The sequence below is a fragment of the Marinobacter sp. bablab_jr008 genome (genome assembly GCF_016464145.1).
In the GTDB taxonomy this organism is placed as follows: Bacteria; Pseudomonadota; Gammaproteobacteria; order Pseudomonadales; family Oleiphilaceae; genus Marinobacter; species Marinobacter nauticus.
Map to the genome: position 1 here is coordinate 182,440 of NZ_JACDWW010000037.1, position 23,695 is coordinate 206,134.

General features: G+C 56.4%; 24 protein-coding genes. 8 read left to right on the plus strand and 16 right to left on the minus strand.

What is annotated here, in order from left to right; genetic code table 11:
* Positions 1–49: 49 nt before the first annotated feature.
* Positions 50–1,021, minus strand: coding sequence for a DMT family transporter (locus JIF53_RS02935; RefSeq protein WP_228285444.1), 972 nt, complete (start codon positions 1,019–1,021; stop codon positions 50–52).
* A gap of 65 nt (positions 1,022–1,086) precedes the next feature.
* On the opposite strand from JIF53_RS02935, the gene JIF53_RS02940 reads away from it, so the two are divergent.
* Together JIF53_RS02940 and JIF53_RS02945 are read left to right on the plus strand one after the other, a co-directional pair.
* Positions 1,087–1,983: a LysR family transcriptional regulator gene (locus JIF53_RS02940; protein ID WP_199451804.1), complete on the plus strand. Its 897-nt coding sequence runs from the start codon at positions 1,087–1,089 to the stop codon at positions 1,981–1,983.
* A 140-nt stretch (positions 1,984–2,123) separates the two neighbouring features.
* Positions 2,124–2,750, plus strand: a complete 627-nt coding sequence (locus JIF53_RS02945; RefSeq protein WP_199451805.1) for an NAD(P)H-dependent oxidoreductase — start codon at positions 2,124–2,126, stop codon at positions 2,748–2,750.
* A 6-nt stretch (positions 2,751–2,756) separates the two neighbouring features.
* Here JIF53_RS02945 and JIF53_RS02950 read toward each other — a convergent pair whose 3' ends face one another.
* The 9 genes from JIF53_RS02950 to JIF53_RS02990 form a co-directional block, all read right to left on the minus strand.
* On the minus strand, positions 2,757–3,563 hold the full coding sequence (locus JIF53_RS02950; protein ID WP_199451806.1) for a tetratricopeptide repeat protein: 807 nt from the start codon (positions 3,561–3,563) through the stop codon (positions 2,757–2,759).
* Positions 3,564–3,679: 116 nt separating this feature from the next.
* Positions 3,680–4,240, minus strand: a complete 561-nt coding sequence (locus JIF53_RS02955) for a helix-turn-helix domain-containing protein (protein ID WP_407635399.1) — start codon at positions 4,238–4,240, stop codon at positions 3,680–3,682.
* Positions 4,241–4,442: 202 nt separating this feature from the next.
* Positions 4,443–4,904, minus strand: a complete 462-nt coding sequence (locus JIF53_RS02960; protein ID WP_014421779.1) for a carboxymuconolactone decarboxylase family protein — start codon at positions 4,902–4,904, stop codon at positions 4,443–4,445.
* Between the two features lie 83 nt (positions 4,905–4,987).
* On the minus strand, positions 4,988–5,290 hold the full coding sequence (locus JIF53_RS02965; protein ID WP_014421778.1) for a hypothetical protein: 303 nt from the start codon (positions 5,288–5,290) through the stop codon (positions 4,988–4,990).
* A gap of 37 nt (positions 5,291–5,327) precedes the next feature.
* A complete protein-coding gene (locus tag JIF53_RS02970) occupies positions 5,328–5,936 on the minus strand; it encodes a hypothetical protein (protein ID WP_014421777.1) in 609 nt (202 codons plus the stop codon).
* Between the two features lie 4 nt (positions 5,937–5,940).
* Positions 5,941–6,849 carry a glycosyltransferase family 2 protein gene (locus JIF53_RS02975; protein ID WP_014421776.1) on the minus strand — a complete coding sequence of 303 codons (909 nt, stop codon included), beginning with the start codon at positions 6,847–6,849 and terminating at the stop codon, positions 5,941–5,943.
* A gap of 38 nt (positions 6,850–6,887) precedes the next feature.
* A complete protein-coding gene (locus JIF53_RS02980) occupies positions 6,888–7,439 on the minus strand; it encodes a hypothetical protein (RefSeq protein ID WP_014421775.1) in 552 nt (183 codons plus the stop codon).
* A 389-nt stretch (positions 7,440–7,828) separates the two neighbouring features.
* Positions 7,829–8,527 (minus strand): NrdJb, encoded by a 699-nt coding sequence (locus tag JIF53_RS02985; protein ID WP_023008181.1) that lies wholly within the window; start codon positions 8,525–8,527, stop codon positions 7,829–7,831.
* 30 nt (positions 8,528–8,557) lie between these two features.
* The gene (locus JIF53_RS02990) at positions 8,558–10,696 is read right to left on the minus strand and encodes an adenosylcobalamin-dependent ribonucleoside-diphosphate reductase (RefSeq protein ID WP_199451807.1); all 2,139 of its coding nucleotides are present in this window, start codon (positions 10,694–10,696) and stop codon (positions 8,558–8,560) included.
* 287 nt (positions 10,697–10,983) lie between these two features.
* Here JIF53_RS02990 and JIF53_RS02995 point away from each other — a divergent pair, with 287 nt between their 5' ends.
* Both JIF53_RS02995 and JIF53_RS03000 read left to right on the plus strand, forming a co-directional pair.
* Positions 10,984–11,190, plus strand: coding sequence for a hypothetical protein (locus JIF53_RS02995; protein ID WP_147232538.1), 207 nt, complete (start codon positions 10,984–10,986; stop codon positions 11,188–11,190).
* Positions 11,191–11,254: 64 nt separating this feature from the next.
* Entirely contained in the window at positions 11,255–12,073 is an 819-nt protein-coding gene (locus JIF53_RS03000; protein ID WP_199451808.1) for a DUF6160 family protein, read from the plus strand.
* 60 nt (positions 12,074–12,133) lie between these two features.
* Here the strand turns inward: JIF53_RS03000 and JIF53_RS03005 are convergent, their stop codons facing one another.
* From JIF53_RS03005 to JIF53_RS03015, 3 genes are all read right to left on the minus strand, one after another.
* A complete protein-coding gene (locus JIF53_RS03005; protein ID WP_011784596.1) occupies positions 12,134–12,928 on the minus strand; it encodes an ABC transporter ATP-binding protein in 795 nt (264 codons plus the stop codon).
* A gap of 9 nt (positions 12,929–12,937) precedes the next feature.
* The gene (locus JIF53_RS03010; RefSeq protein ID WP_014421769.1) at positions 12,938–13,840 is read right to left on the minus strand and encodes an ABC transporter permease; all 903 of its coding nucleotides are present in this window, start codon (positions 13,838–13,840) and stop codon (positions 12,938–12,940) included.
* A gap of 66 nt (positions 13,841–13,906) precedes the next feature.
* Positions 13,907–14,881: an ABC transporter substrate-binding protein gene (locus JIF53_RS03015; protein WP_014421768.1), complete on the minus strand. Its 975-nt coding sequence runs from the start codon at positions 14,879–14,881 to the stop codon at positions 13,907–13,909.
* Between the two features lie 268 nt (positions 14,882–15,149).
* On the opposite strand from JIF53_RS03015, the gene JIF53_RS03020 reads away from it, so the two are divergent.
* Positions 15,150–16,817 (plus strand): AMP-binding protein, encoded by a 1,668-nt coding sequence (locus JIF53_RS03020; protein WP_199451809.1) that lies wholly within the window; start codon positions 15,150–15,152, stop codon positions 16,815–16,817.
* Positions 16,818–16,901: 84 nt separating this feature from the next.
* On the opposite strand, the gene JIF53_RS03025 is transcribed toward JIF53_RS03020, so the two are convergent.
* Complete coding sequence (locus JIF53_RS03025) at positions 16,902–18,590, minus strand: ABC transporter permease (RefSeq protein ID WP_113879650.1); 1,689 nt, start codon at positions 18,588–18,590, stop codon at positions 16,902–16,904.
* A gap of 150 nt (positions 18,591–18,740) precedes the next feature.
* A complete protein-coding gene (locus JIF53_RS03030; RefSeq protein WP_014421765.1) occupies positions 18,741–19,754 on the minus strand; it encodes a Fe(3+) ABC transporter substrate-binding protein in 1,014 nt (337 codons plus the stop codon).
* 194 nt (positions 19,755–19,948) lie between these two features.
* Here JIF53_RS03030 and JIF53_RS03035 point away from each other — a divergent pair, with 194 nt between their 5' ends.
* From JIF53_RS03035 to JIF53_RS03045, 3 genes are all read left to right on the plus strand, one after another.
* A complete protein-coding gene (locus JIF53_RS03035; RefSeq protein WP_011784602.1) occupies positions 19,949–20,227 on the plus strand; it encodes a PilZ domain-containing protein in 279 nt (92 codons plus the stop codon).
* A gap of 62 nt (positions 20,228–20,289) precedes the next feature.
* On the plus strand, positions 20,290–20,886 hold the full coding sequence (locus tag JIF53_RS03040; RefSeq protein WP_199451810.1) for a hypothetical protein: 597 nt from the start codon (positions 20,290–20,292) through the stop codon (positions 20,884–20,886).
* Between the two features lie 177 nt (positions 20,887–21,063).
* Complete coding sequence (locus tag JIF53_RS03045) at positions 21,064–22,371, plus strand: HD-GYP domain-containing protein (protein WP_199451811.1); 1,308 nt, start codon at positions 21,064–21,066, stop codon at positions 22,369–22,371.
* On the opposite strand, the gene JIF53_RS03050 is transcribed toward JIF53_RS03045, so the two are convergent.
* On the minus strand, positions 22,361–23,476 hold the full coding sequence (locus JIF53_RS03050) for an organic solvent ABC transporter permease (protein ID WP_199451812.1): 1,116 nt from the start codon (positions 23,474–23,476) through the stop codon (positions 22,361–22,363). The genes JIF53_RS03045 and JIF53_RS03050 overlap by 11 nt on opposite strands.
* Positions 23,477–23,695 lie beyond the last annotated feature (219 nt).

A 23,695-nucleotide genomic window follows, 5' to 3' on the forward strand; every position in this document is an offset into this window, starting at 1 on the left:
AAGTTACGCCAACCGATCGGGCAATCCCGAATGCCTGAAAACCCGCCGTTCAGGACTGGCTCGGTGCCGTCGCACGGTTGCTGATTCGTAAACCGAGAACCACCAGAAATACCCCAAGCCAGATGGCTACAGAATACTCCTCCCTGAACCAGACGACGCCGATCAACAGCCCGAATACGGCGGCGACAGCGCCTAGCTGGCTGTAGAATACCGGGCCTGCGCGCCGTTGCAGTTCAAAGGCGACCAGATAGGTAAGGGCCGTGAGTAGCCCCTGCAGCAGCAGAATGCCAATCAACTGAGGCGATGTGCCTGATGGAAGCAGTTCGGTGTTTGTCATAGCGGCGAACAGAGCCAGCGCCAGGGCAGACGCCAGCAGGGTACCGGCCGCAAGGATCATCGGTTTGGCTTTTGCTGGCCAGGCCACAGAGCGATATACGTTCCCCACAGACAACATCACAGGGATGGCCAGCCCAAGAACGAACAAGAGTGGACTGGCGTTGCTCATTTCAGCATGGCGTTGAACCACAATCCAGCCGCAGGCCATCACCGCGATGGACAACCCGGCGAGCTTGAGCCAGTTGCGGTTCTCCAGCCCCAGGCCCCACGCTAACAGGAAGGTAAAAATAGGGGGAAGGGCATACATAATCCCGGTGTAGCCGGCCCCCAGCTTTGTCACCAGAAAGAAACCGATGGCGTTGGGCACGGCAATGCCGGTCAGGCCGCTGACCAGAAAATAGCGGGCGAATCTTGCTTGATGAATCGCCCGGCGCTCCCCCGTGCATAACAGCAGCACCAGGCCCGCAACGAGTGTTTGCCAGAAGGCGTAAGCAACGGCCGGCAGGCCGAGAGACGTTGCGGCCTTGGCCAGCGCCAGCATTAGGGCAATCAGAAAGCCGTTGATTAGCAGTAAACCCCAGAGTACGGCCTGGAGGGGAAGGCTGAATCTTGATGTGGTGGCAAGCATGGCTGGCACTCCGATGTCTGAAAAATGTCTGGTGACCACCAGTGTGCGCTTTCGCATTGATTTGATAATCAGTCTAATTCGAATAATACTCCTTCCAAATTGGAAATAATGAGGATCGAGCCATGGCTACGGACAAACTGGTCGCGATGAACATCTTCAGGCGCGTGGCAGAACTGGGCAGTTTCACCCGGGCCGCCGACGACCTGGATATCACCGCAGCCACCGTTAGCAAACACATCGCGTTTCTGGAGAGAGATCTTGATACTCGCCTGATCAACCGTACCACCCGCCGCATGAGCCTGACGGATGCTGGTCTGGCTTTTCTGAAGCGTACCCAGGCATTGCTGGATGAACTTGAAGATGCCGAGCTCGAGGCTCGCGGATTTCAGGCGGAACCCCGTGGCCTGATCCGTCTGAACGTTCCCATGTCTTTCGGGCTTACCCACATCACCGGGGCCATCGACAGCTTTCTGGCACGGTATCCGGAGATCGAGATCGACCTTCAGCTCAGCGACCGCATGGTGGACCTGGTGGAGCAGGGTGTGGACATGGCTATTCGCATTCGGAGCACTCTGGCGGATTCAAGCCTGCTGGCCAAACCGCTAAGGCAGTCCCGGAATATTGTCTGTGCTGCGCCGGGCTACCTGGAGCATTCGCCCGCCATTCATGCACCCGCCGACCTGGCCGAACAGAATTGCCTGATGTTCAATCTTCATTACCGGCCCCGGATATGGGCATTGGGCGATGAAGAAGTCGTCGTGAGCGGCAACTACCGTACCGACAGCAGTCTGGCCATACGGCAAAGCCTGCTGAACGGCGCGGGGGTGGGGTTGGTGCCGCGCTTCCTGGTGCAACAGGACCTGGATAATGGGGCGCTGGTGGCCTTACTTCCCGAATACCCACCCCAGCCCTATACCGTGTTCGCGCTGTTTCCCCCGGGGCGAAAACAGCCCACCAAAGTGCGGTTGTTGCTGGAGCATATTGATCAACACCTCGGCGACAAGCCGTATTGGGAATGAGCGGTCACGATTACCCGGTGACCGTTGTTGGAAAACTGTTTCCATATTGGAAAAAGTGTTCTTCAGGATTCTCTGTTTTTCGATAGATAACCGTGCCCTAGAGTAGCCAGCAACACGTCACTGCTAAGGGAGTCATCACCATGAATATCCATCAAGCCCTGGACTGGCGCTACGCCGTTCGCGAATTTTCACCGGAAAAGCTCTATACCCGTGCTGTCGAAACTCTATTGGACGCGGTACGGAAAAGTGCCTCGTCATACGGTCTGCAGCCCTACAAGCTCCTAGTAGTGGAGAGCAGGGCGGTGAGGCAGGCATTGCTGGCTCACTCATTCGGCCAGCAAAAGGTGCTGGACTGCTCCCACCTGATCGTTTTCGCGGCTCAGACAGAGATTGGCGACCACACCGTTGATCGCTACGTAGACCAGTTCGTGAAGACCCGCGGTGTCCCGGCCAGCGACATTGCCGGGTATGTGGAACATATGAAACAGGCGCTTTCGGGCAAAACAGCGGCCGAGAAACAAGTCTGGGCACATCAGCAAGCCTACATTGCCCTGGGCACCCTTCTGACGGCTGCCGCCACTATGCAGATCGACAGCTGCCCCATGACCGGTTTCGACCATAAAGCCTACGACGAAGTGCTGGGACTGCCGGAACTTGGCCTGGAGAGCACCGCCATCGTGGCGCTGGGGTATCGCAGTGTCTGGGACACCACGGCGCAGTTACCGAAGGTGCGATTTGATTATGAGGATGTTGTTTGGACTGTTTGAAGCAAATCAGAACGCCTGATTCAGCTTCCTGCGTGCCTCCGCTAACTGGCTCACCGCGAGCCCGTAGGGTTTCAACTCTACGGCTCGCTCCAGGTTATGCACGGCTTCCCGGTAACGCTTCTGGCCCAATAGAAATGAACCGTAATTGCCCCAGGCGTAGGCATAGTCCGGGTCCAGATCGATCATTTCCCGATACAGCCTATCCCGCTCCTCAAGGTTTTTAGTAGCCTTGGCCAACCGCATGCGCTCCTGAAGCAACAGCCGTTTCTGATACTTCTGTGATGCTCTGCTCTCGATTTCTTTGAAACCCTCTGCGGCGAATTTTTCGTCTTTATGGTGTATCGCGATAACCGTCCGCAGGTACCAGGGGTAGAAGCTCTGTTCATCCAGTGAGTCTGCGGTATTCAAATGATCCCAGGCCGTACGCAGTTCGCCTTGAATAATGAGCACCATGGCCAACTGAACGTGTGCCATGGCCAGGTTCGGCCCATTACGAACTGCGCGTTCTGCCTGTTGCCTTGCGGTGCTGACGGCGCTTTCTTCGTAGGCCCGGCGATCGTGTCGTTGCCCAACCTTGTAGCCGCTCACCAGAGTCAGGCGTGATTGGGCAACCGCTACCCATGGTTCGTCGCCGTCCAACAAGTTGGCTCGCTGAATCAGGTAACTCGCTTCATTGCGTTGATCAAGATCGAGAGGGTCACGCTCGATCAGGAAATACGCTTGCCTGGCCATTTCGACGGCGGTGGCGGCTTGAGTCAGTGCCGAGAGACACGTGAGGATAATAAGCGCGCAGGCGCTTCTGATTCCCTTCATGAGATACAACTCCTGATTTGCTGATCTGACCTGGTCGGGAGGCTGCCAATGAACCTGATAACAGGCTACGAAAAATAAGCGGGGAGATTCCAGTCCTCATGCCTCATTTTCAGTGATTACACCTGGCCCGGCGTGATGCGCGCAATCGTACGAAACTCCCGGGTCATATGGGCCTGGTCACTGAAGCCGAACTGGTGAGCGACTTCGGCCAGGTTAACCTGGCCATGCTCACGAATGTAATTGATGGCCCGTTTCACCCGAAGAATGCGCTGGTACTGTTTGGGCGTCATTTCCATCCAGTGTTTGAAAAGGCGTTCCACATGGCGCTGACTGATTTCCAGGTGTTGCGCGAGCGAGCCCGGTTCCGCATCGTCTCTTATACAGTCCAGAGCCTGCTGCAGAGCGCCGGGAATGAGCCGGGTTAGCCGGAAGTTGTTCTCAGCCCAGCTCTGCATCGTGCTCACGCGGCTTACGTTGTTGCAACAGGTTTTAAGGCGGGAAAAGAGCGGAATGAGACCGGGCAATTGCCTCGGGTCACGGTTCAGTACCGTGGGCCGGCCAAAGTGCTGGCGGATCAGGCCATAGCCGATGGCAGGCTGAAAGCGAATCCCCGCGAGCTCTGATCCCGGCGCCAGTGATACCTGGGCGGCCACCTTCTCTACCGGCAAAACAACCACCCCTTCAGGAATTGCTATATCCCCGATTCGTACGTCCCCCGCAAGACTGAACCAGATGCTGCTGCACGCCTCAGAATGCAACAGCTTTACCACAGGTTCCGCTACCGATTCTGAGACAGCTGCAGACCAAACCCCCTGAACAAAGGCCGAAAGCGGGCCCGATGGACAGGACAACTGAAAGTCGAATGCAGGTTTGCCAAGGCTACTGGGGTTTATAGTTGCCTACCTCTGGCTTGAAGGTTTTGACGATCCGGTTCCAGCTGTTGATTGCGTTCACCGCGATGGTTACATCAACCAGCCCTTTTTCGCCAAGGGCCGTTGCCAGTTTGTCATAGTAGTGGTCGTCCACCGGCTTGCTTTGGGTAAGATGCTCCGCCCACTCAAGAGCCGCGCGCTCTGTGGCTGAGTACATCGGCATATCCCGCCAAGCGCTCAAGCCAATCAAACGCTCCACTGTCTCGCCCTGGGCCAGGGCATCTTTACTGTGCATGTCCACGCAAAAGGCGCACTGGTTAATCTGTGAAACCCGCAGCTTTAGCAGCTCCCACAACGCCGTGCTCAGGATGCTGGAGTCGCTGAACTGCTCTTTCAGATAGGCTTCCTGATTCAACAGGATCTGCATGGCTTTGGGTGCCAGGCCGATATAGTTCGCGCGTGCAGTCATCGTTCATGTCCTCCAATGGTGTTGGAGTTTCACGATAATCACTGCGGGCGAGCGGGTATTGAAGATTTTCGACATAACGCCACTCACTGGCGTTTGATACACAGCTTGACGTACAGGCAGTAGCTTGCAAACAACAGAACCGGCGCCGCGTACCAGAGATAGGACATTTCACCCGCGCCAGAGCGGTAGAGACCAATAACAACCACCGCACTGATCAGACAGCTTGCAGGCGCTGTATACAGGGCCGAGTTGAGTACCGAGAAATCGAACGGAGTGGGGCGGTGGGTGTTACCCACGGCGCTGAAACCGAATACGCCCAGAATAAACAGCATGTAGGCCAGAAGCACCTGGCCGATTGTGCCGGCAATTACCCATCCGAGAGTCATGGAAAGTCCTTTTTATCCGCTGATTACGCAGGGCAGTTTATAACGTGCTAATGGCCCTGTGGAGGTTCTGTTTTGCTTGATCTTCGTATCTTTCGTTAAACAGCTCAAGGTTATAAATGCTGCCACTACTCAGAAAGGACCGAAGCAGCTCCTTACGCTTCTTGCGGTAGATAAACCCGGGCACCAGCCTGTATTCCTTGCGTACGTTACGCTCAAACTGATCGTGCACGTCAGGCGGGGCGCCCAGAATAGCAAGGTCGATATCCACAATCAGCTGCTCGTCCGGAGTCTTGATGTTGCCATTGTGCAGGGTGGCCATGATGAGGTTGTGCACGCGCTCGATGCCTGCCTTACCGTAACTGTGAGCAGCCAGGAACGTCTGTGCCCAGTTTGCGCTGTCCAGCTCGTTAGTCTTCGACAGGGGCTTGTAGACGGCATCGTGGAACCAGATGGCCAGCTCCAGCTCTTCCGGTTTTTCAGCGATTTCCTTTACGCCGTCAAAGTGGGTAAGCATGGCATCAATGTGATCGACGGTATGGTAGAACCGGTGCTTCTCTGAGTAGGCGGCATGGAGTGCGTGATAACACTCTTCTGAAGGCGGGAGCCCCAGAGCGCTCATCAGGGTTTGCCATCGTGTTTGGTTCATTGCTCTAGCCACCTTTGCCCGGAAAGATCACCCGATAAACGGCGCGCCATACCACGGAATCCAGCGGAGCATACCGCAACGCCTGAGCAACCGCGCCCCAGGCCGTCGCCGAGTCTCCTGCTGATGCAAAATGACGGGCTTTCCGGCAGTAGAAGCGGGCCAGGCCCCAGCGGATGTCACCGGGTTGGAGTGTACTTCCGTATTCCTCGATAAAATCACGAATGATCGCTTCGTTGGCGGCAAATCGGCGTTTCTTGTCGCTGGAAATCTGGTCTGCCATCACCCGGTAATAACCCCAGTACTCGGGCACATACAGGAAGGTGAAACGGGCTGAAAAACGCAGCCAGATGTCGTAATCGTCGGCAACGCCGTAGCGACCGGAAAACCCGCCCATGGCATCGAAGCATTTCCGCCGCGCCATTACCGTGTTGATGCTCACGCTGTTGTCCACCAGCATCTGGCGGGCAATCCGGCCCGAGTACCGGCGCATATTCTTGCGGGACAACTCCGTGCCCTGCTCGTCGATCATGATTTCATCACTGTGAAGGACATCCACCTCCGGGTGAGCCTCCATAAGCGCCACTTGCTTCTCCAGCTTTTCAGGCACCCACAGGTCATCGGAATCCAGAAAACACAGCAATTCGCCTCGGGCATATTGAAGCGCCAGGTTCCGGGCAATGCTCTGGCCCTGGTTCTCCTGAAAATGGTAGTGGATGCGTTCATCGTCCAGGTAACTGGCCAGCTTCTCGCGGGTGCTATCCCGGGAGCCATCATCAACGATGATCAGCTCCCAGTGGGGATAGGATTGGGCCAGGACAGACTCGACCGCTTGCGTGATGGTGCGCTCACGGTTGAAGGTGGGGGTGATGATGCTGACCAGAGGGGCTGACGCAGGCACGGTTTTCCTTTCCAAAGATTGTTCCCTTTCCGGTGAAAAATGGTCGATTCAGATCACTGGACCCTTTCAAAAACCTGATTGAAATCGACCACCAGTTCCGAGGGTTCACTGCTCATCGCGTCCGTATAGTAAGCCCTGTAGAGCACATCACCCACCGGATAAACGTTCATGCCCGGCTCAGCTGGCAAATCACAACTTCCGGGAACCTGGGGATTGTACCGGTCATCAATGTAGGGGAAGCTCAGCACCTCGTATACGCCTTGTACCAGCACTCTTTGACGAGTTTCCCCGAAACACTGAAGTACAATTCCCGGCCCGTCCTCGAAGGACAGAGGCGTCTCGCACATCTCATCAACATAAACGGATCGAGAGACCACTATAGCGTTTTCTGTGATGTCGAGTCGCTCTACCCACCGAGCGGATAACTCGCCGTCATAAAATATTTCTGCTGTGATCACATCATCAATTGGGGAGCAGGCCCTGATCCAGCTTCCTACCTCAGGAGCGATTGTTTCGGCGCCAACATCTGGCTGGTCATTATCGGAATTGCTTGATTTACAAGCCGCCAAAAACAAGACACAACCAACAACAAGAATTTCCTTCATAACGCCACTATTAAAACTGATCAAAGCGTGCGCTGACTGCATCAAACATGTAACCCCGCCAAATGGACGCGAGAATGGATGGAAACAATTGCGGGAGCAGTATGGCCAACACAGCGAAGACAATAATACAGGCGACAAGGTAACCACTACTGAGAAAGGAATCCCAGTAAATGGCTAACTCCAAATTGAACCAGAGCCAAATGAGGGCTGCTGTTGGGATAGAGAAAAACAACGATGCCAATAAGCTGATTAGCCGTGATTCAATCGGCCCACCTTGGCCTTGATTCCTTGCCATGATAAATGAACATTCCTTGTGTGTGCTGCCTTTAAACAGCAAGGCCCGGAAGCTTCCGCAACCGGGCCTTTTCATCACTCAGCGGTCAATCACCTTAACCGCACTTGCTGTCGCCGCAAGACAGGCAGGTAGCGCAGCCGTCCATCACAATCACCGCTTTGGTGCTGCATTTGCCGCACATGGTGGCGTTGGCGGGGTAGTCGCTGCCGCTGTCGTCGTTGGTGGCCTTGTTCTGGCTGGCCTCAAACTCTGCGCGCTTTTCAGCGAGGATGCGCTTGGTGGTCTCGCTCAGCTCGTCGCTTTCCAGCAGGCCGATGGCCTTCAGGTGCTTCTCGATCACGGCGCCAATTTCGGCTACGAGTGAAGGCATGAACACACCGCCCTTCTTGAAGTAACCGCCGTTGGGGTCGTAAACGCTGCGCAGCTCTTCCACCAGGAAGGTGACGTCACCACCTTTGCGGAACACCGCTGAGATAACGCGGGTGAGGGCGATAACCCACTGGAAGTGTTCCATCGATTTGGAGTTGATGAACACTTCATACGGCTGCCGGCTTTCGTGATCGGTGTCTTCGTTCAGCAGGATGTCATTGATGGTAATGTACATCGCGTGCTCGGCCACCGGCGGCTTGATCTTGTAGGTGGTGCCCAGGAGGAAATCCGGGCGTTCGATGTTCTCGTTCATCTCCACCGGCTTGGTGTCGGCTTTCACCGGCGCCTGGTGCTCACCCGTCGTCTCGGCGTCGGCTTTCTTTACCCGGTAGCCGACGATCTTGTTGCTGATTTTCACTGTCATGTTCGTAATTCCTGTCTGTCGGTTCCCGGATTAATACTTGCCGTAAGTGCCTTCTTTCAGCGCGTCGAAGAGGTTGGCGGCGGTGTGAATTTCGCCGTCGTACTCTACCTGTTCGTTGCCGCGCAGGGTCACTTTGCTGCCGTCGTCCAGGGTGAACTCATACATTGTGTTCTCAAGGTCTTTCTCTTTAACCAGTACGCCCTGGAACGCTTCCGGGTTGAAGCGGAAGGTGGTGCAGCCTTTCAGACCCTTGTCGTAGGCGTACAGGTAGATGTCCTTGAAATCCTGGTACGGGAATTCTGTCGGAACGTTAGCGGTTTTGGAAATGGAGGAATCTACCCATTTCTGTGCCGCAGCCTGGATGTCGACGTGTTGCGTGGGCGTTACGTCGTCGGAGGTAGTGAAGTAGCTGGGCAGCTTCTTGTCTTCTTCATCAGAGAACGGCATAGCGCCCGGGTTTACCAGGTGGCGGTAGGCCAGCAGTTCGAAGCTGAATACGTCTACCTTCTCTTTGGTTTTACGGCCTTCACGAATGATGTTCCGGGCGTAGTGGTGAGAAAAGCTCGGTTCAATGCCGTTACTGGCGTTGTTGGCCAGGGACAGGCTGATGGTGCCGGTCGGGGCAATGGAGGTGTGGTGGGTGAAGCGGCCACCTTTCTCGGCCAGTTTGGCTACCAGCTCCGGCTCTACTTCGGCAATACGGCCCATGTAGGCACTGTACCTGGCGTGCAGTACCTTGCCTTTGACCTTGTCGCCCACCTTGATGCCGTCTTCGGCCAGTTTCGGGCACTTGGTCATCATCTTCGGCGTTACTTCAAACTCGTCGTCCATGATTGGCGCCGGGCCTTTCTCTTCGGCCAGGGCCAGGGACTGGCGCCAGCCTTCTACCGCCATTTCACGAACCACTTCTTCGGTGAACTTCACGGATTCGTCAGAGCCGTATGGCATGCGCAGCATGGCGAGGGTGGAGCCCAGGCCCAGGATGCCCATGCCGTGGCGGCGCTTGTAGGTGATTTCGTGGCGCTGTTCGCCCAGGGGCAGGCCGTTGATTTCGACTACGTTGTCCAGCATGCGGGTGAAGGTGCCCACCACTTTGCGGTACTTCTCGTAGTTGAAGCTGGCTTTCTCGGTAAACGGGTACTCAACGAATTTGGTGAGGTTCACGGAGCCCAGCAGGCAGCTGCCGTACGGGGGCAGGGGCTGCTCGCCACAGGGATTGGTGGCGCGGATGTCTTCGCAGAACCAGTTGTTGTTCATCTGGTTGACCTTGTCGATCAGGATGAAACCTGGCTCGGCGTAGTCGTAGGTGCTGGTCATGATGGTGTCCCAGATGAACTGGGCTTTCACCGTTTTGTAGATACGGCAGGCAACTTTGCCTTCGTTGTTCACCACGTAGCCTTCCTGTACCGGGAAGTCACGGTATACGAATTGGCTGGCGTCGGTCAGGTCCAGGCCTTCGTCGTCGGCTTCTTTCTGGGTAACCGGGAAGGACAGGTGCCAGTCGTCGCCGTTGCGCACGGCTTCGATGAAGTCTTCGGTGATCAGCAGGGACAGGTTGAACTGGCGCAGGCGGCCGTCTTCACGCTTGGCCTGGATAAATTCGATCACGTCCGGGTGGTGTACGTCGAAGGTGGCCATCTGGGCACCGCGGCGGCCACCAGCAGAAGACACGGTGAAGCACATGCGGTCGAAGATATCCATGAACGACAGCGGGCCGGAGGTGGTGGCACCCGCGCCGGCGACATAGGCACCGCGTGGGCGCAGGGTCGAGAATTCGTAACCGATACCACAGCCGGCCTTGAGGGTGAGGCCCGCTTCGTGGTTTTTCTCCAGGATATCGTTCATGGAATCCTGGATGGTGCCGGATACGGTGCAGTTAATGGTGGAGGTGGCCGGCTTGTGGGCTTCGGCACCGGCGTTGGAAGTAATGCGGCCGGCGGGGATGGCGCCGTTCTGCAGGGCCCACAGGAATTCCTTCATGTACTTGTCGCGTACATTCTTTTTCTCAACCTCGGCCAGGGCCTTGGCCACGCGCTCGTAGGTTGCGTTGATGTCTTTGTCGACAGGCTCGCCGGTCTTGGTCTTGAGCTGGTACTTGCTGCTCCAGATATCCAGCGAAGCTTCCTGCATGGGAATCGTTGTGATCACTGCCTGTGCCTTAGCGTTCATTGCCACCCTCGGTTTTCAGTATGTCTCTTTTTTGAAGACGCCGTCCTCAGCGCCTTACCCCTGTATGTTTCTGGTACTTCGTGGGTTATCAGACCAGCAGAATCACTATATATGGTGTTCGTGCCTGGCCGGGAAGACTGCCTTCCATAACCGGAATTCTGTGTTGATCACTGCAGCCAGCCTTGTGTCTGCTGGCATTTCTACTGCTTGACAATCAGTAGGTGTTGGCGTAGCTGGCCCTATATATGGGCTTATTTTATGGGAAGTATAACAGGATATAGTGTTCTGTGAATAAGAGAGCAACTATTGATTGGCGCCTGTGGGCAAAGAAAATCAATGGAAAAGTTCTTGAATCTGCGGGAAGCCGCGCCATTAACGGATTCTCTGCATGTCACTACATCTTGTGGTTAAAAAGTGTGCGCCTGAAAAGTTCTGGAATGCAGGTTTTTGTGACTTCTGCACGTATCCAAAAACGACGTGTCGGTAGAGTATGACAGTGGCGTCGTAATACTGCAGTGGCCCACAGGAAGTGATAACGACTATAAAAGGAAAAGAACAATGAAAGGCCTGAAACCTACCGTTCTTGCGCTGTGTATTGCCGGGGCGCCCCCTGCGGCCCTGGCGTTTCAACCGTTGGATGAAACCACGATGGGAAACATCACCGGCCAGGCGGGTGTGACCATTGAGTTGGAGACCAAACTGAACATAGATCGGTTTATCTATACCGATGAAGGTTCACTTGAGATCAACAACATCTTCGTCGGCGGTACCAACCGTAGCGATCTGTTCCCGGAACTGGGTGTTAACCTGATGGGCGGTGCCGCCCAGGAAACCGACTTGCTGGATAACATCCGTATTGAAATCGATGTGCTCAGCGACGGTGATGCCATCATCAACGTGCTGCCGCAGGTTTTTGGTGCGGTTGATGTGCGGGTATCCACGGACCAGTGGAACCTGGTTGGCACTACAGATTCCACCACCATCCTCGATAACTTTACTGCCGATATTTTGATGGGCGGTGCCAACATCGAGATTGATGCCGATACCGACGTGATGAACCTGCGCGCCGATATAGCGATTGATAACCTGGAGTTCGATGCACCGTTCCTGGCGGTGGGCATCCGGGATCTGCGCCTGACCGGTGATACCTATGATCCGGTTCGCAACAAGAACATTCCGGACCTGTTCGCCAAGGTGGACCTCGATATCTACAAGGGCTCTAACAGCCTGGGTGTCGACAGCCTTGCGGTCGATATGGATTCGTTCCGCGCTGACATGACCATTGGCGGTGTGCTGGTGGGTGGTACGTCCATTGGCAGCATCTTTATGGACGACCTGGCCATTACCAATACCCAGATGGTGATCTACGGCCACTAAAACGGCTAAGTAGAAACAAAAACGGGGCCGCGTAGGCCCCGTTTTTGTCTGTCGGGTGTTTCAACCCAACAGCAGACTGTCGTCGTCCACCTCCAGGCCGCGCTGTTTCTCGAACAGGCCCAGCAGGTCTTTCACTTCCAGTCCGTCCCGGTCCTTACCGGCAATATCGAATACCACCTGGCCCTGGTGCAGCATCACGGTGCGGCTGCCGACTTCCAGTGCCTGTTTCATGCTGTGAGTGACCATCAGGGCGGTGAGCTTCTGCTCCTCGATGATCTGCTGGGTGAGTTCCAGCACGAAGTTGGCAGTTTTCGGGTCCAGCGCAGCGGTGTGCTCATCCAGCAGCAGTATGCTGGAGGGCGTCAGGCTGGCCATCAGCAGGCTGACGGCCTGGCGTTGGCCACCCGAAAGCAGGCCCATTTTGTCGCCCAGGCGGTTTTCCAGGCCCAGTTTCAAGGTGGCAAGGCTTTCCCGGAACTGGCCCAGGTACTGCTTTTTCACCGCGCTGGTCAGGCCCCGGCTTTGGCCGCGTTTGATGGCCAGTGCCAGGTTTTCTTCAATGGACAGGTTTTCGCAGGTGCCGGCCAGGGGGTCCTGGAACACCCGGGCAACCCGCGCCGCCCGTTTATGGGTGGGCAGCCGGGTAACGTCCAGGTTGTCGACGATAATCTGGCCGCTGTCCACCATGACTTCGCCGGCGAGGGCGTTCAGGAAGGTGGATTTTCCGGCGCCGTTGCTGCCGATGACCGTCACGAATTCGCCCTGGTTTACCGTCAGGCTCATGCCCCGAAGGGCCGGATTTTCCAGCGGGGTGCCTTTGCCAAAGGTAAGCCGCAGATCGGTTGCGCTGATCATAGTGCCTCCTCAGGCCTTTTTGCTGGTGAAACGACTGGCAATCTTGGTGCGAACGCCAGGCAGTACGATGGCCAGGGTAACCAGAACCGCGGTAATCAGATTCAGATCCTGTGCCTGCAGGCCGAGGACATCGGCATTCAGGGCAAAGGCAATGGCCAGTCGGTAGATGATGGCGCCCACCACACACGCCAGCAGGGCGCGTACCACGGTGGAGGGGGTAATGACGGCTTCACCGCCAATCAGTGAGGCGAGGCCGATCACGATTACGCCTACACCCATGGTGACGTCTGCTGCGCCCTGGCTCTGGGCAAACAGAGCACCGGCCAGACCCACCAGACCGTTGGACAGAGCAACTCCGAGTATGATCATGCCGCCGGTCGCAATGCCCTGGGCGCGAGCCATGCGGGCGTTGGCGCCAGTGGCGCGCATGGCCAGGCCAGTCTCGGATTTCATGAAACGCCACAACAGAATCAGGGACACAATAGCGACCAGCGTAAACAGCAACACCGGCACCTGATGGAAAGCCAGGCCCAGGTCGTACCAGGGAGTCAGTACGGTTTCTTCTGTGAGTAAGGCCACGTTCGGCCGGCCCATGATGCGCAGGTTAACGGAGTAGAGCGCAATCATGGTAAGGATGGAGGCCAGCAGGTTCAGAATGTTGAGTTTGACATTCAGGATGGCGGTTACGGCACCGGCGGCCATGCCGGCCAGTACCGCACAGCCAGTTGCCAGCCAGGGATTCCAGCCTTCAATAATCAACATGGCGGCAACGGCGGCGCCCAGGGGGAAGCTGCCATCCACCGTCAGGTCGGGGAAGTCGAGAACACGGAAAGAGAGATAGATACCAAAGGCAACCAGGCCGTAGATCAGGCCGGTTTCGAGAGCACCGTAGAATGCGATTTCACTGAGCATGGGTAGTTTTTCACCGTGAAAGAAAACGGGCGGGCCCTTTTGGGGTCCGCCCGTGTTGGTCAGGCGTTATTTGTCGTTTTTGACGACTTTGACGGCTTCCTGGATGAGGTCTTCGGGCAGAGTGACGCCCATGCGCTCGGCGGCCTCGGGGTTCACGTACAGATCCAGTTCTTCCATGGTTTCAACCGGCATGTCGGCTGTGCCGGCACCTTCCAGTACGCGTGCGACCATGGCGCCAGTCTGGCGGCCGTGGTTGTAATAGTTGAAGCCCAAAGCGGCTACCGCGCCACGCTCAACGGTGGCAGTGTCGGCAGCAAAAACCGGGATCTTGGCCCGTTCGCCAACGGAAATAACCGCTTCGGCGGCACTGATCACGGTGTTATCGGTGGTCAGGTAGATAGCGTCGGCCTTGCCTACCAGGGAGCGGGCTGCGCCCAGCACTTCAGAAGTCTTGGTGGCCGCACCTTTAACCAGCTCCAGACCGCGGGCCTGCAGGCGTTCTTCCAGCAGTTCAATCAGCGCGGCGGCGTTGGCTTCGCCAGGGTTGTAAACGGTACCGATGCGCTTGGCGTCGGGCATTGCACGCTGCAGCATGTCCAGGTGCTTCTCGATGGGCAGCATATCGCTTACCCCGGTGATGTTGGCACCAGGGGCTTCCCAGCTTTGTACCAGTTTGGCGGCAACCGGATCGGTCACGGCAGAGAAGACCACGGGCACGTTACGCGCTGCAGCGGCAACGGTTTGTGCAGACGGTGTGGCAATGGCCACGATTACATCCGGGTTTTCACCCACAAACTTGCGGGCAATCTGTGAGGCAATGGCTGAGTTGCCCTGGGCACTTTCGTGCATCAGGCGCAGGTTTTCGCCTTCGCGATAGCCTCGCTCGGCCAGTTCGTCCTTAACGCCCTCATGTACGGCATCCAGTGCCGGGTGTTCAACAATCTGTGTGATGGCAACAACACGGGGGTCGTCCGCTTGAACCAGGCTTGCTGCGGCAAGCAGCGAGGCGCCGATCAGCGTGCGCAGGGATTTCTTGGCCATATGCCCATCTCCGAGTCAGTTACTGTTTTTTCCCGTGAAACCGGGGGCAAAAATTCAAGGTGCGCAAGTTTAACACAGCCATGCGGCAATCGGTGTAGGGGAAGGCGCAGTTTGTTGCGACGAGCGTTTGAGTGGTTGCAGATGCAAATTATTTTGCACGGATCACGTTTTGACGGGCTCTGGTGTGTTGAAATAGGCTACTAAAGTCTAATAATACGAGAACGCGACAAAGCGAATCCGAAACTATAACGACAAATCAGGAAGGTCCATGGACACAACGAAAAAGCTCCCCCTGGATATGGTCTACCATTGGGAGGCCACCAGCCCTAATTCCCTTTATATGACGCAGCCCATTGGCGACGGTAAGGTGGTTGAGTACACCTGGGGCCGCGCTGTTGATGAGGCACGCCGGATGGCGGCTTACCTGAAATCCCTGAACCTGCCGGAGAAAAGCCGGATTGGTCTGATTTCCAAGAACTGCGCCCAGTGGGTGATGACAGACTGGGCCATCTGGATGGCCGGGCACATTTCCGTGCCGCTGTATCCCACCCTGAACGCCGATACCGTGAACTACATCCTCAACCACGCCGAGTGCGACGTGTTGTTCGTGGGTAAACTGGATGACTGGGACAGCATGAAATCCGGTGTGCCGGAATCGGTTCGCTGCATTTCCTATCCGCTGAGCCCGCCCAACGATTTCGAGACCTGGGATGACATTGTTGCCAAGTACCCGCCACTGGAAGGCAAAACCAGGCGTGATCAGGAAGAGTTGGCCACCATCGTGTACACCTCTGGCAGTACCGGTCGCCCGAAAGGCGTTATGCTCAGCTTCAATAACATGGCGTTCGCCGCTGCTGGCGGTATCGAGACTCTGGGCGTAGGGCCCGGTGAGCGCATGTTGTCCTACCTGCCGCTGGCTCATGTATTTGAGCGCACCTTTGTGGAGCTGGGCTCTTTGTATTCCGGCTTCCAGCTTTATTTTGCAGAGTCTCTGGACACCTTCGTTCAGGATCTTCAGCGGGCACGGCCAACGCTCTTCCTCTCGGTTCCGCGCCTGTGGGTGAAGTTCCAGCATGGTGTCTTACAGAAAGTGCCCAAGCAGAAGCTGGATCGCCTGCTGAAGATTCCGGTAGTGAACAAGCTGATCAAGAAGAAGGTGCTGAAAGGCCTGGGCCTGGACAAGGTGAAGCTGGCCGGTTCCGGTTCCGCGCCGTTGTCCAACGATGTTTTGGACTGGTACCGCAATCTCGGTCTGGAACTGCTGGAAGGCTATGGCATGTCCGAAAACTTTGCCTACTCTCACATGAACAAGCCGGGCCGTACCCGTACCGGTTATGTCGGTGAAGCCCTGCCTGGCGTTGAGGTGAAGATCAGCGAGCAGGGCGAGGTGCTGGTCAAGAGCCCGGCCACCATGATGGGTTATTACAAGGACGAGGAGAAAACCGCCGAAGCCTTCACCGAGGACGGCTTCCTGCGTACCGGTGACAAGGGCGAGATCGACGAGATGGGCCGTCTCAAGCTGACCGGCCGCATCAAGGAGATCTTCAAGACCAGCAAGGGCAAGTACATTGCGCCGGCGCCGATCGAGAACCGCCTGATGTCTCACGATGCCATCGAAATGGTGTGTGTGTCGGGTGCCAACCAGACCCAGCCCCACGCGTTGGTGGTTCTGGGTGAGGAGATTCGCCCGAAAGCTGCTGACGACAGCTTCCGCAAGGAGTTGGAAGAAAGCTTCAGGCAGCTGATTCAGGACGTAAACAAAACTGTAGATCCCCACGAACAGTTGGCTTTCATTACGGTGGTCAGCGATGAGTGGTCCATCGAGAACAGCTTTCTGACGCCGACGCTCAAGCTTAAGCGTAACGTGGTGGAAGACGCCTATCAGGCGAAAGTGGACAGCTGGTACGCCAAGAAGCAGCCGGTTATCTGGCAGTAAAGGCGACGGCTTACAAGGTAAGTGCAAGAAGGCCCGGCAAACTGCCGGGCCTTCTTGTTTCTGGCGTTCCGATATTTCTGGCCGTCAGGCCATGGTTCTGGAATTGGAGATGGACCGGTTCATCAGAATGATGGGGATGATACCGGCGACCACAATAATCAGGGCGGGAAGGGCGCTGTGATAGAGCTGTTCGTCTGAGGCAAACTGGTACACGTAGGTGGCCAGGGTCTCGTAATTAAAGGGCCGAAGAATCAGGGTGGCCGGCAGTTCCTTCATGCAGTCGACAAACACTACCAGAGCGGCGGTGACCAGGGTTCCGCGCAGCATCGGCAGGTGCACGTTGATCAGGGTTTTGCCCGGTGTATGGCCAAGAGAACGGGAGGCCATGTCCATGCTGGGGGTGATTTTCTGGAGGGCGCTCTCCACACTGCCGGCAGACACCGCCAGAAAACGCACGGTGTAGGCAAAAATCAGGGCAAAGGCCGTTCCACTCAGCAGCAGGCCGGTGCTCACGCCAAGATAATCCCGCATCAGGGAATCCAGCCAGTTATCGAAGCCGGCCAGTGGCACGATGACGCCCACGGCCAGCACTGCGCCGGGCATGGCGTAACCGAGACTGGATAGGCGCATCAGGATCTGCATGCCACGGGTGTTGTGCAGACGGCGGCTATAGGCCAGCGTAACGCCGATGATCAGGGTGGTGAGCGCTGCCGCGCTGGACAGGAACAGGCTGTTAAAAGTGTTTTGAATAAAATCCGGGTTCCAGCTGACATCAAAGTATTCCCAGGCGTAATAGCCCAGGGTGGCTCCGGGGATTATGAAGCCAAATATCAGTGGCACGGCGCAGACGACGACACAGATCATCTGGCGCGGGAAAGACATGGTGAAGCGATGAATCGGATCACGGTTGTCGCGGGCCGCGTATTGTTGCTGGCGGCGCCGTGAATAACGTTCCAGGGTTACCAGGATCACCACGAAAATGAGCATGGTGGTCGCGATCTGGGCCGCGCCGCCCAGATTACCCAGGTTCATCCAGGTATCGAACAGGCCGCGAGTGAGGGTTTGCACGGCAAAGAAATCGACGGTACCGAAATCGTTCAGGGTTTCCATCAGCACCAGAGAAAGGCCCACGGCAATGGCTGGCCGGGCAATGGGCAGAACTACCCGAAAGAAAGTGCTCAGTGCCGAATGACCCAGGCTGCGGCTGACGGCAAACAGTGAGGGTGATTGTTCAAGAAAGGCAGCTCGCCCCAGCAGGTACACATAGGGGTAGAGTACCAGGCCGATCATCAGGATGGCGCCTTCCAGGCTGCGGATTTCCGGAAACCAGTAATCGCTGGCGTTCTGCCAGCCAAACCACTCACGCAGGCCTCGCTGCACGGGACCGGCGTAATCCAGCAGGCTGGTGTAGACATAGGCAATCACGTAGGCCGGTACGGCAAAAGGCAGCAGCAGGGCCCATTCAAAGAATTTCCGGCCCGGGAACTCGCACATGGTCACGGCCCAGGCGGTGGCCAGTCCGATGAGCAGGGTTAGCGCGCCCACACCGACCATCAACTTGATGGTGGTGGTCAGGTAGCGGGGCAGGGTGGTTTCAATCAGATGAGGCCAGATGTTCTCGTCCGGGAACAGGGCCAGGAAGATCACCGACAGCACTGGAAGCGCGACAATAGCGGTGGTAAGGACGGCGCTGATCAGCCACCGTTTTGAGGTGCGTTTTGCCAGTAGCGGTTGCGAGAGCCCCGGGTTTGCACTGGAAACGACCTCGGTCATGGTGATCCTGTTAGCGTAGTGGTGATGAGAAGTGTTGCGATTTTAGATAGTGCGTTGCTTCCCTGCAATGACTGCGGTCATGTTTGTGGCCAACAAAAAAGGGTGCCCTGGACAGGACACCCTTCGGTTTACCGGTTGGTGTGAGGCTGATCAGCCGTCATAGTCAACGCGGTCAACCAGCTTCACAGCCGCTTCGCGGTTGTTGGCGATTTCCTGCAGTGACAGATCGTCCGGGTTGATCTCACCCCACTCGGCTACCAGGCCAGAAGGCTTCACTTCCGGGTTCGCCGGGTACTCGGTGTTGGCTTCCGCGTAGATGCGCTGGGCTTCCGGTGAGGACAGGAATTCCATCAGCTTGATGGCATTGTCCTTGTTCGGCGCGCTCTTGGTGAGGGAAATGCCACTGATGTTTACGTGAGTGCCACGACCTTCGGCATTCGGGAATACCAGGTTAACCTGTTCGGCGATCGGGCGCTGGTTTTCGTCCATCAGCATGTTGCCGTAGTAGTAGCTGTTGCCAATGGAAATGTCGCAGACGCCTTCAGCGATGGCTTTGATCTGGTCGCGATCGCCACCCTGGGGTTTGCGTGCCAGGTTTTCTTTGACGCCTTGCAGCCACTCTTCGGTCTTCTCTTCACCGTGGTGGGCGATCATGGAGGAGATCAGGGCGATGTTGTACGGGTGCTTGCCGCTGCGGGTACAGATGCGGCCTTCCCACTTGTCATCAGCCAGTTGCTCGTATGTGGTGATCTCACCCTCTTCAACGCGATCCTTGGATGCGAAGATCAGGCGACCACGAGTGGTCAGGGCGTACCACTTACCTTCCGGGTGGCGCAGGTTCTCCGGAATGTTCTCCTGCAGCGTGTCGGTCTCAACGCCGGCAACGAGGTCTTTCTCAACCAGTTCGTTGATGCGGGAAATGTCGACCGTCATCACCACGTCTGCCGGGCTGTTGCGGCCTTCACGCTCCAGGCGCTCGGCCAGACCTTGCTTGGCAAAGACAACGTTCGCTTCAATGCCGGTTTCTTCGGTGAAGGCGTTGAGCAGCGGTTCCAGCAGGTAAGCCTGACGGTAGGAGTAGATGTTGACCTCGCCGTCGGCAGAGGCAGACAGTGGCATGGCGGCCAGAGCGATGGCGGCAGTTGCGGCAAGTTTCATTCGCATAGTGGTGATCCTTTCTGTCGCGTTGCTAAAAGGTGAACGTTCGCCTGTAATCGAATTTGACAGGCAGTTAAAAACGACAACTATTCTCATTGCTAACCGCGAATGAGTCAATAACCCTTCGGGGATATTTTTCAGAAAATAGTGTTATGCTTCAGAACACTATAAGAAGGCAGCAAATGGCAGGGTTTCCGAGCATGGTCGGTAGTGATCGCAGAGAGCATAGCCGCACGGCAATGAGTGCAAAAGTGAAGTTGGTCCATGAGCAGCTGGGAGAATTCGTTTTCTCTACCCGTGACATCTCAGATGGCGGTGTGTTCATTGTGTTGGGAGAACAGGTGTTTGAGCCCTCCATAGGCGATTGCGTGACCGTTCAGGTGCAGGGGCTTCCTGTGCCGGCACCCATTCTGGATATGGTGGTGGTGCGCCGTACTATTGATGGCTTTGGGTTGCAGTTTGCCGATACTGCCGAATAGTTGGCGGAAGTGGATTCCATGATGGCGATAATGGACGCAGTTAAAAGAAAAGGTCTTGCCTGATGAGTGCACCCGCGTACTTGAGATTGATGGCCTCGGTGTTTGTTGTGCCGATGGCAATGCTATCAGGATGCGCCAGCTACTATACCCACTATGCCATGTTCCCCGCGGAGAATTCCGCGGGTGAAACCCGGCAGGTGCGGGTGAACTGGCAAAGCGAGGAGTATCCAGAGTGGTGGCCGGGCCGTAATCAGGCCACCACCATGAAACTGGAAACCCAGTGTAGTGAACGGGTCTGGCGTATTGCCGACAGCAGTCATGACAGTGCTGGTGATTGTGGTGATGGCATTCGTGCTTGTGGAGACCCCTCGCTGGATGTCTTGGCGGCAACAGGTTCGCCAGCCACAGGGCAGTCTTCCTGTCTCACGGTAAAAACGCAGCAGGGAGAAGGCCGGGTGGCCGATGTCGGCAGCCGCTTTGAGCTTCTGGTTTCCTGCCACCCTGCGAGGGCAACCCTGATGAAGGGTGGCGAAGAGGTGAATGTTGATTACATTCGTCCGTCTGCAGTCGCCTATACGGTTTATGCTAGGAAGGTGCCCCGGGGCTCTTTGAATGCGCGTCTGCCGGATTTTGACGAGACTCAGTGCCTGGAATATTGAAGTCTGTCTGCTTTTTCCTGTGAGCTTGGTCACGGTGATACATTTCGTTGCCGAGTGAAAATCTGAGTTACGACTGGTTGCGCTTTGGTGACGGTTCGCTACCAAATAGTAATGGTGTCTTGCCGTTAGCGTGGCAAACTGGGAACTGTCAAAGAATCCCTGTTCCTGAGGTGTCTAGTGGGCGTTCGTCAGAAAAAAATTGCGGCACATGATCTTGAGATCGGCATGTTCGTGTCTGATCTTGATCGCCCCTGGCATCAAACACCGTTTCCCATCCAGGGCTTTTACCTTCGTTCCGAAAACGATCTGAAGGCCGTTGTCTCCCACTGTAAGTGGGTGATGGTCGATGTGGCGGAAACCCGCGAGGAAATCACCCTCGGGCCCGACAAGGTTCGCCCCTTTGCCCGACGTTCTAACACCCGTGCGGGTGGTCGTGAGGAAATGCAACTGGCGCCACTGAGCATTCGTGAACCAGTTGTTTACAAGAATGATGCCCCCCTTCGTAAAGAACTCAAAGCATCCCGCAAGCTCCTTAACGATGCGGAATTGGCATTAAGCCGTATGTTCGAGACCGTTCAGGACGATCAGGTGCCGGATCTGCGCCCGGCTGCGGACGTCACCCGTCGCATGGTAGAGAGCGTTGTTCGCCAGCCGAACGCGCTTTTGTGGTTGAGCCGCACCCGCCAGTACGATGACTTTGTGTATCGGCATGCCTTGAATACCGCAGTATGGGCTCTGGTGTGTGGCCGGCAGCTAGGATTGAACGAAGGGCTCCTGAACCATCTGGGGGCAGGGTGTCTCTTGTCGCAGGTGGGTAAGACCGCATTGCCTAAAGAGATGCTGGCCCGAGAGCACCGTCTATCCACTGAAGAATACGCGACTTATCGCACCTATGTGGAACGTGGTTGTCAGATGCTGGAAGGCGCGGGTCTCTCCAGAGCCGTTATGAGCGTGGTTCAGGGGCACCGCGAGCGGCACAATGGTTCGGGCTTTCCCCAGGGTATTCGTGGCGACCGTATCCCGCTGTTGGCAAAGGTTGCAGGTATCGCTGAATTCTTCGAGTCTTTGATTGCGCCCAGGGATGATCAGGATCCCATGACACCGGCAAAAGCGGTATCGCTGCTCTACGACATGCGCAACATCGAGTTCCAGGAAGATCTTGTAGAGGCCTTTATTCAGGGTGTGGGTGTTTACCCGACCGGCACCTTGGTGGAACTTTCCGATGGCCAGCGTGGGATTGTAGTATCTCACTCTCCGGGAAGGCGGTTGTGGCCCAGTGTGATGGTCATGCAGGACGCCGAGCATCGGCCGCTGAAATCCGCAAAGATTGTTGATCTGGCCCGGCACAATGAGTCCCGAGGCGCTTCGGAGTTGCTGACCGTGCGCGAGTGTTTGCCCCACGGCACCGAGGGCCTGGACCCGGCCGGCTACGATGTAACCGGTGCCGAGTCCCGCTGGTCGCTGGGTAAACTGATTAATCGATAAGTACGCGTATCTGCTTGCGCACCCAGCGATAGGTGCCCTCCGGCCGGAAGTTCACCAGAATTTCTGATTCACCGCCTGTGGGGCCGTCGACCACGTACTCCACTTCTGCCTCTTGCCAGCTTTCGGCGTTAACATAAACGTCGGTTGGGCGTGTGCTTTGGGCCTGCAGCTGGGCCAGTTGAGCGTCCCCCCTGATCTTTTTGACTTTCACGGACTTGATGCTGGTGTCGCCGGCGGCGTGTGTGGCGTCTTCCGGTGACAGGTAGTACTGCCTTGATAACTTCCGGGTTATAGCGGCGAGCTCTCTGCGAAGGTAATTGCGGGCCTGTTCGTTGTCGAATTCATCCATGTTGCGCACAGACTGGAGAATTCGTTCCCGGAGCGCCTCCAGATCTTCCTTGTAGTCGATATCAGGATCCAGCTCACCATCTACAGGGCGGTCATCGGCGTTGTCGATTTCCTCCTGGGTTGGCGGCTCACCGCACAGTGGGTCGTCTTTCGGGTGGAAGCAGATCTCCGCCAGGATCTGGTTGGCCGGCGAATTCTCGGCGGTAAACTCGCCGATGCTGACATTGAAATCTATGGTGTTCGGCAGGTTAGGATCATCAAGCGCCTGGTTGAGCTGGTTGATGACTCGCTCGCGGATGTCGATGCCCTCGTCGTCGTCTACGTTCTCGGTCCAGTTCAGGGCCAGAAGGAAACGGGACAGGTTCATCAGTGTGCTGTTCTCAAACAGCAGCTGTTCACGAACCTGGTGGCTGCTCAGCCCCTCATCGTCTACGCCCGGCGTTTGCAGCGCGGTGCGTGTGTCTTCCTGAAATTCCAGGAAGGTAACGTATTCCCTGGCTGGAATACCCTCCGCGATGGGGAGGTTGCCGACTTTGACCGAGAGTGTTTCGCCGGGGTAGTAACGGAACTCGCCACGGGTGTTGGTCTTTCCGGACTGACTGGCAGTCTGGTAGGTCAGCCCACCAACGCCCTGGAAATGAATTCGCCCGGTGCGGGTATCGTCGGATCCGGAGCTGCTGCCACTATCGAAGCAGCCGGTCAGGGCGATGGCTGCAGAGAGTGGCAGAATAAAGCGGGTGAGGTGAACGAGTTTCATGGCGTTTCGTACAATCCCTTCGCGTTGACCTGGAGCATCCGGTGGCCGGTGTCCGATTTGTAAGTTGTTGTAACCGCATTATAGGGATGGCACTTCGGCTATATCGGGAATCCTGTCGCAGTTTGAGGGTTTGGGGCACCTGGCTTTAATTGGCTTCGTCCCTTGAATTTTCCGGCGTTGCCTCAATCAAATAGCTCTCTATCTTTTTAGCTCCTCTGG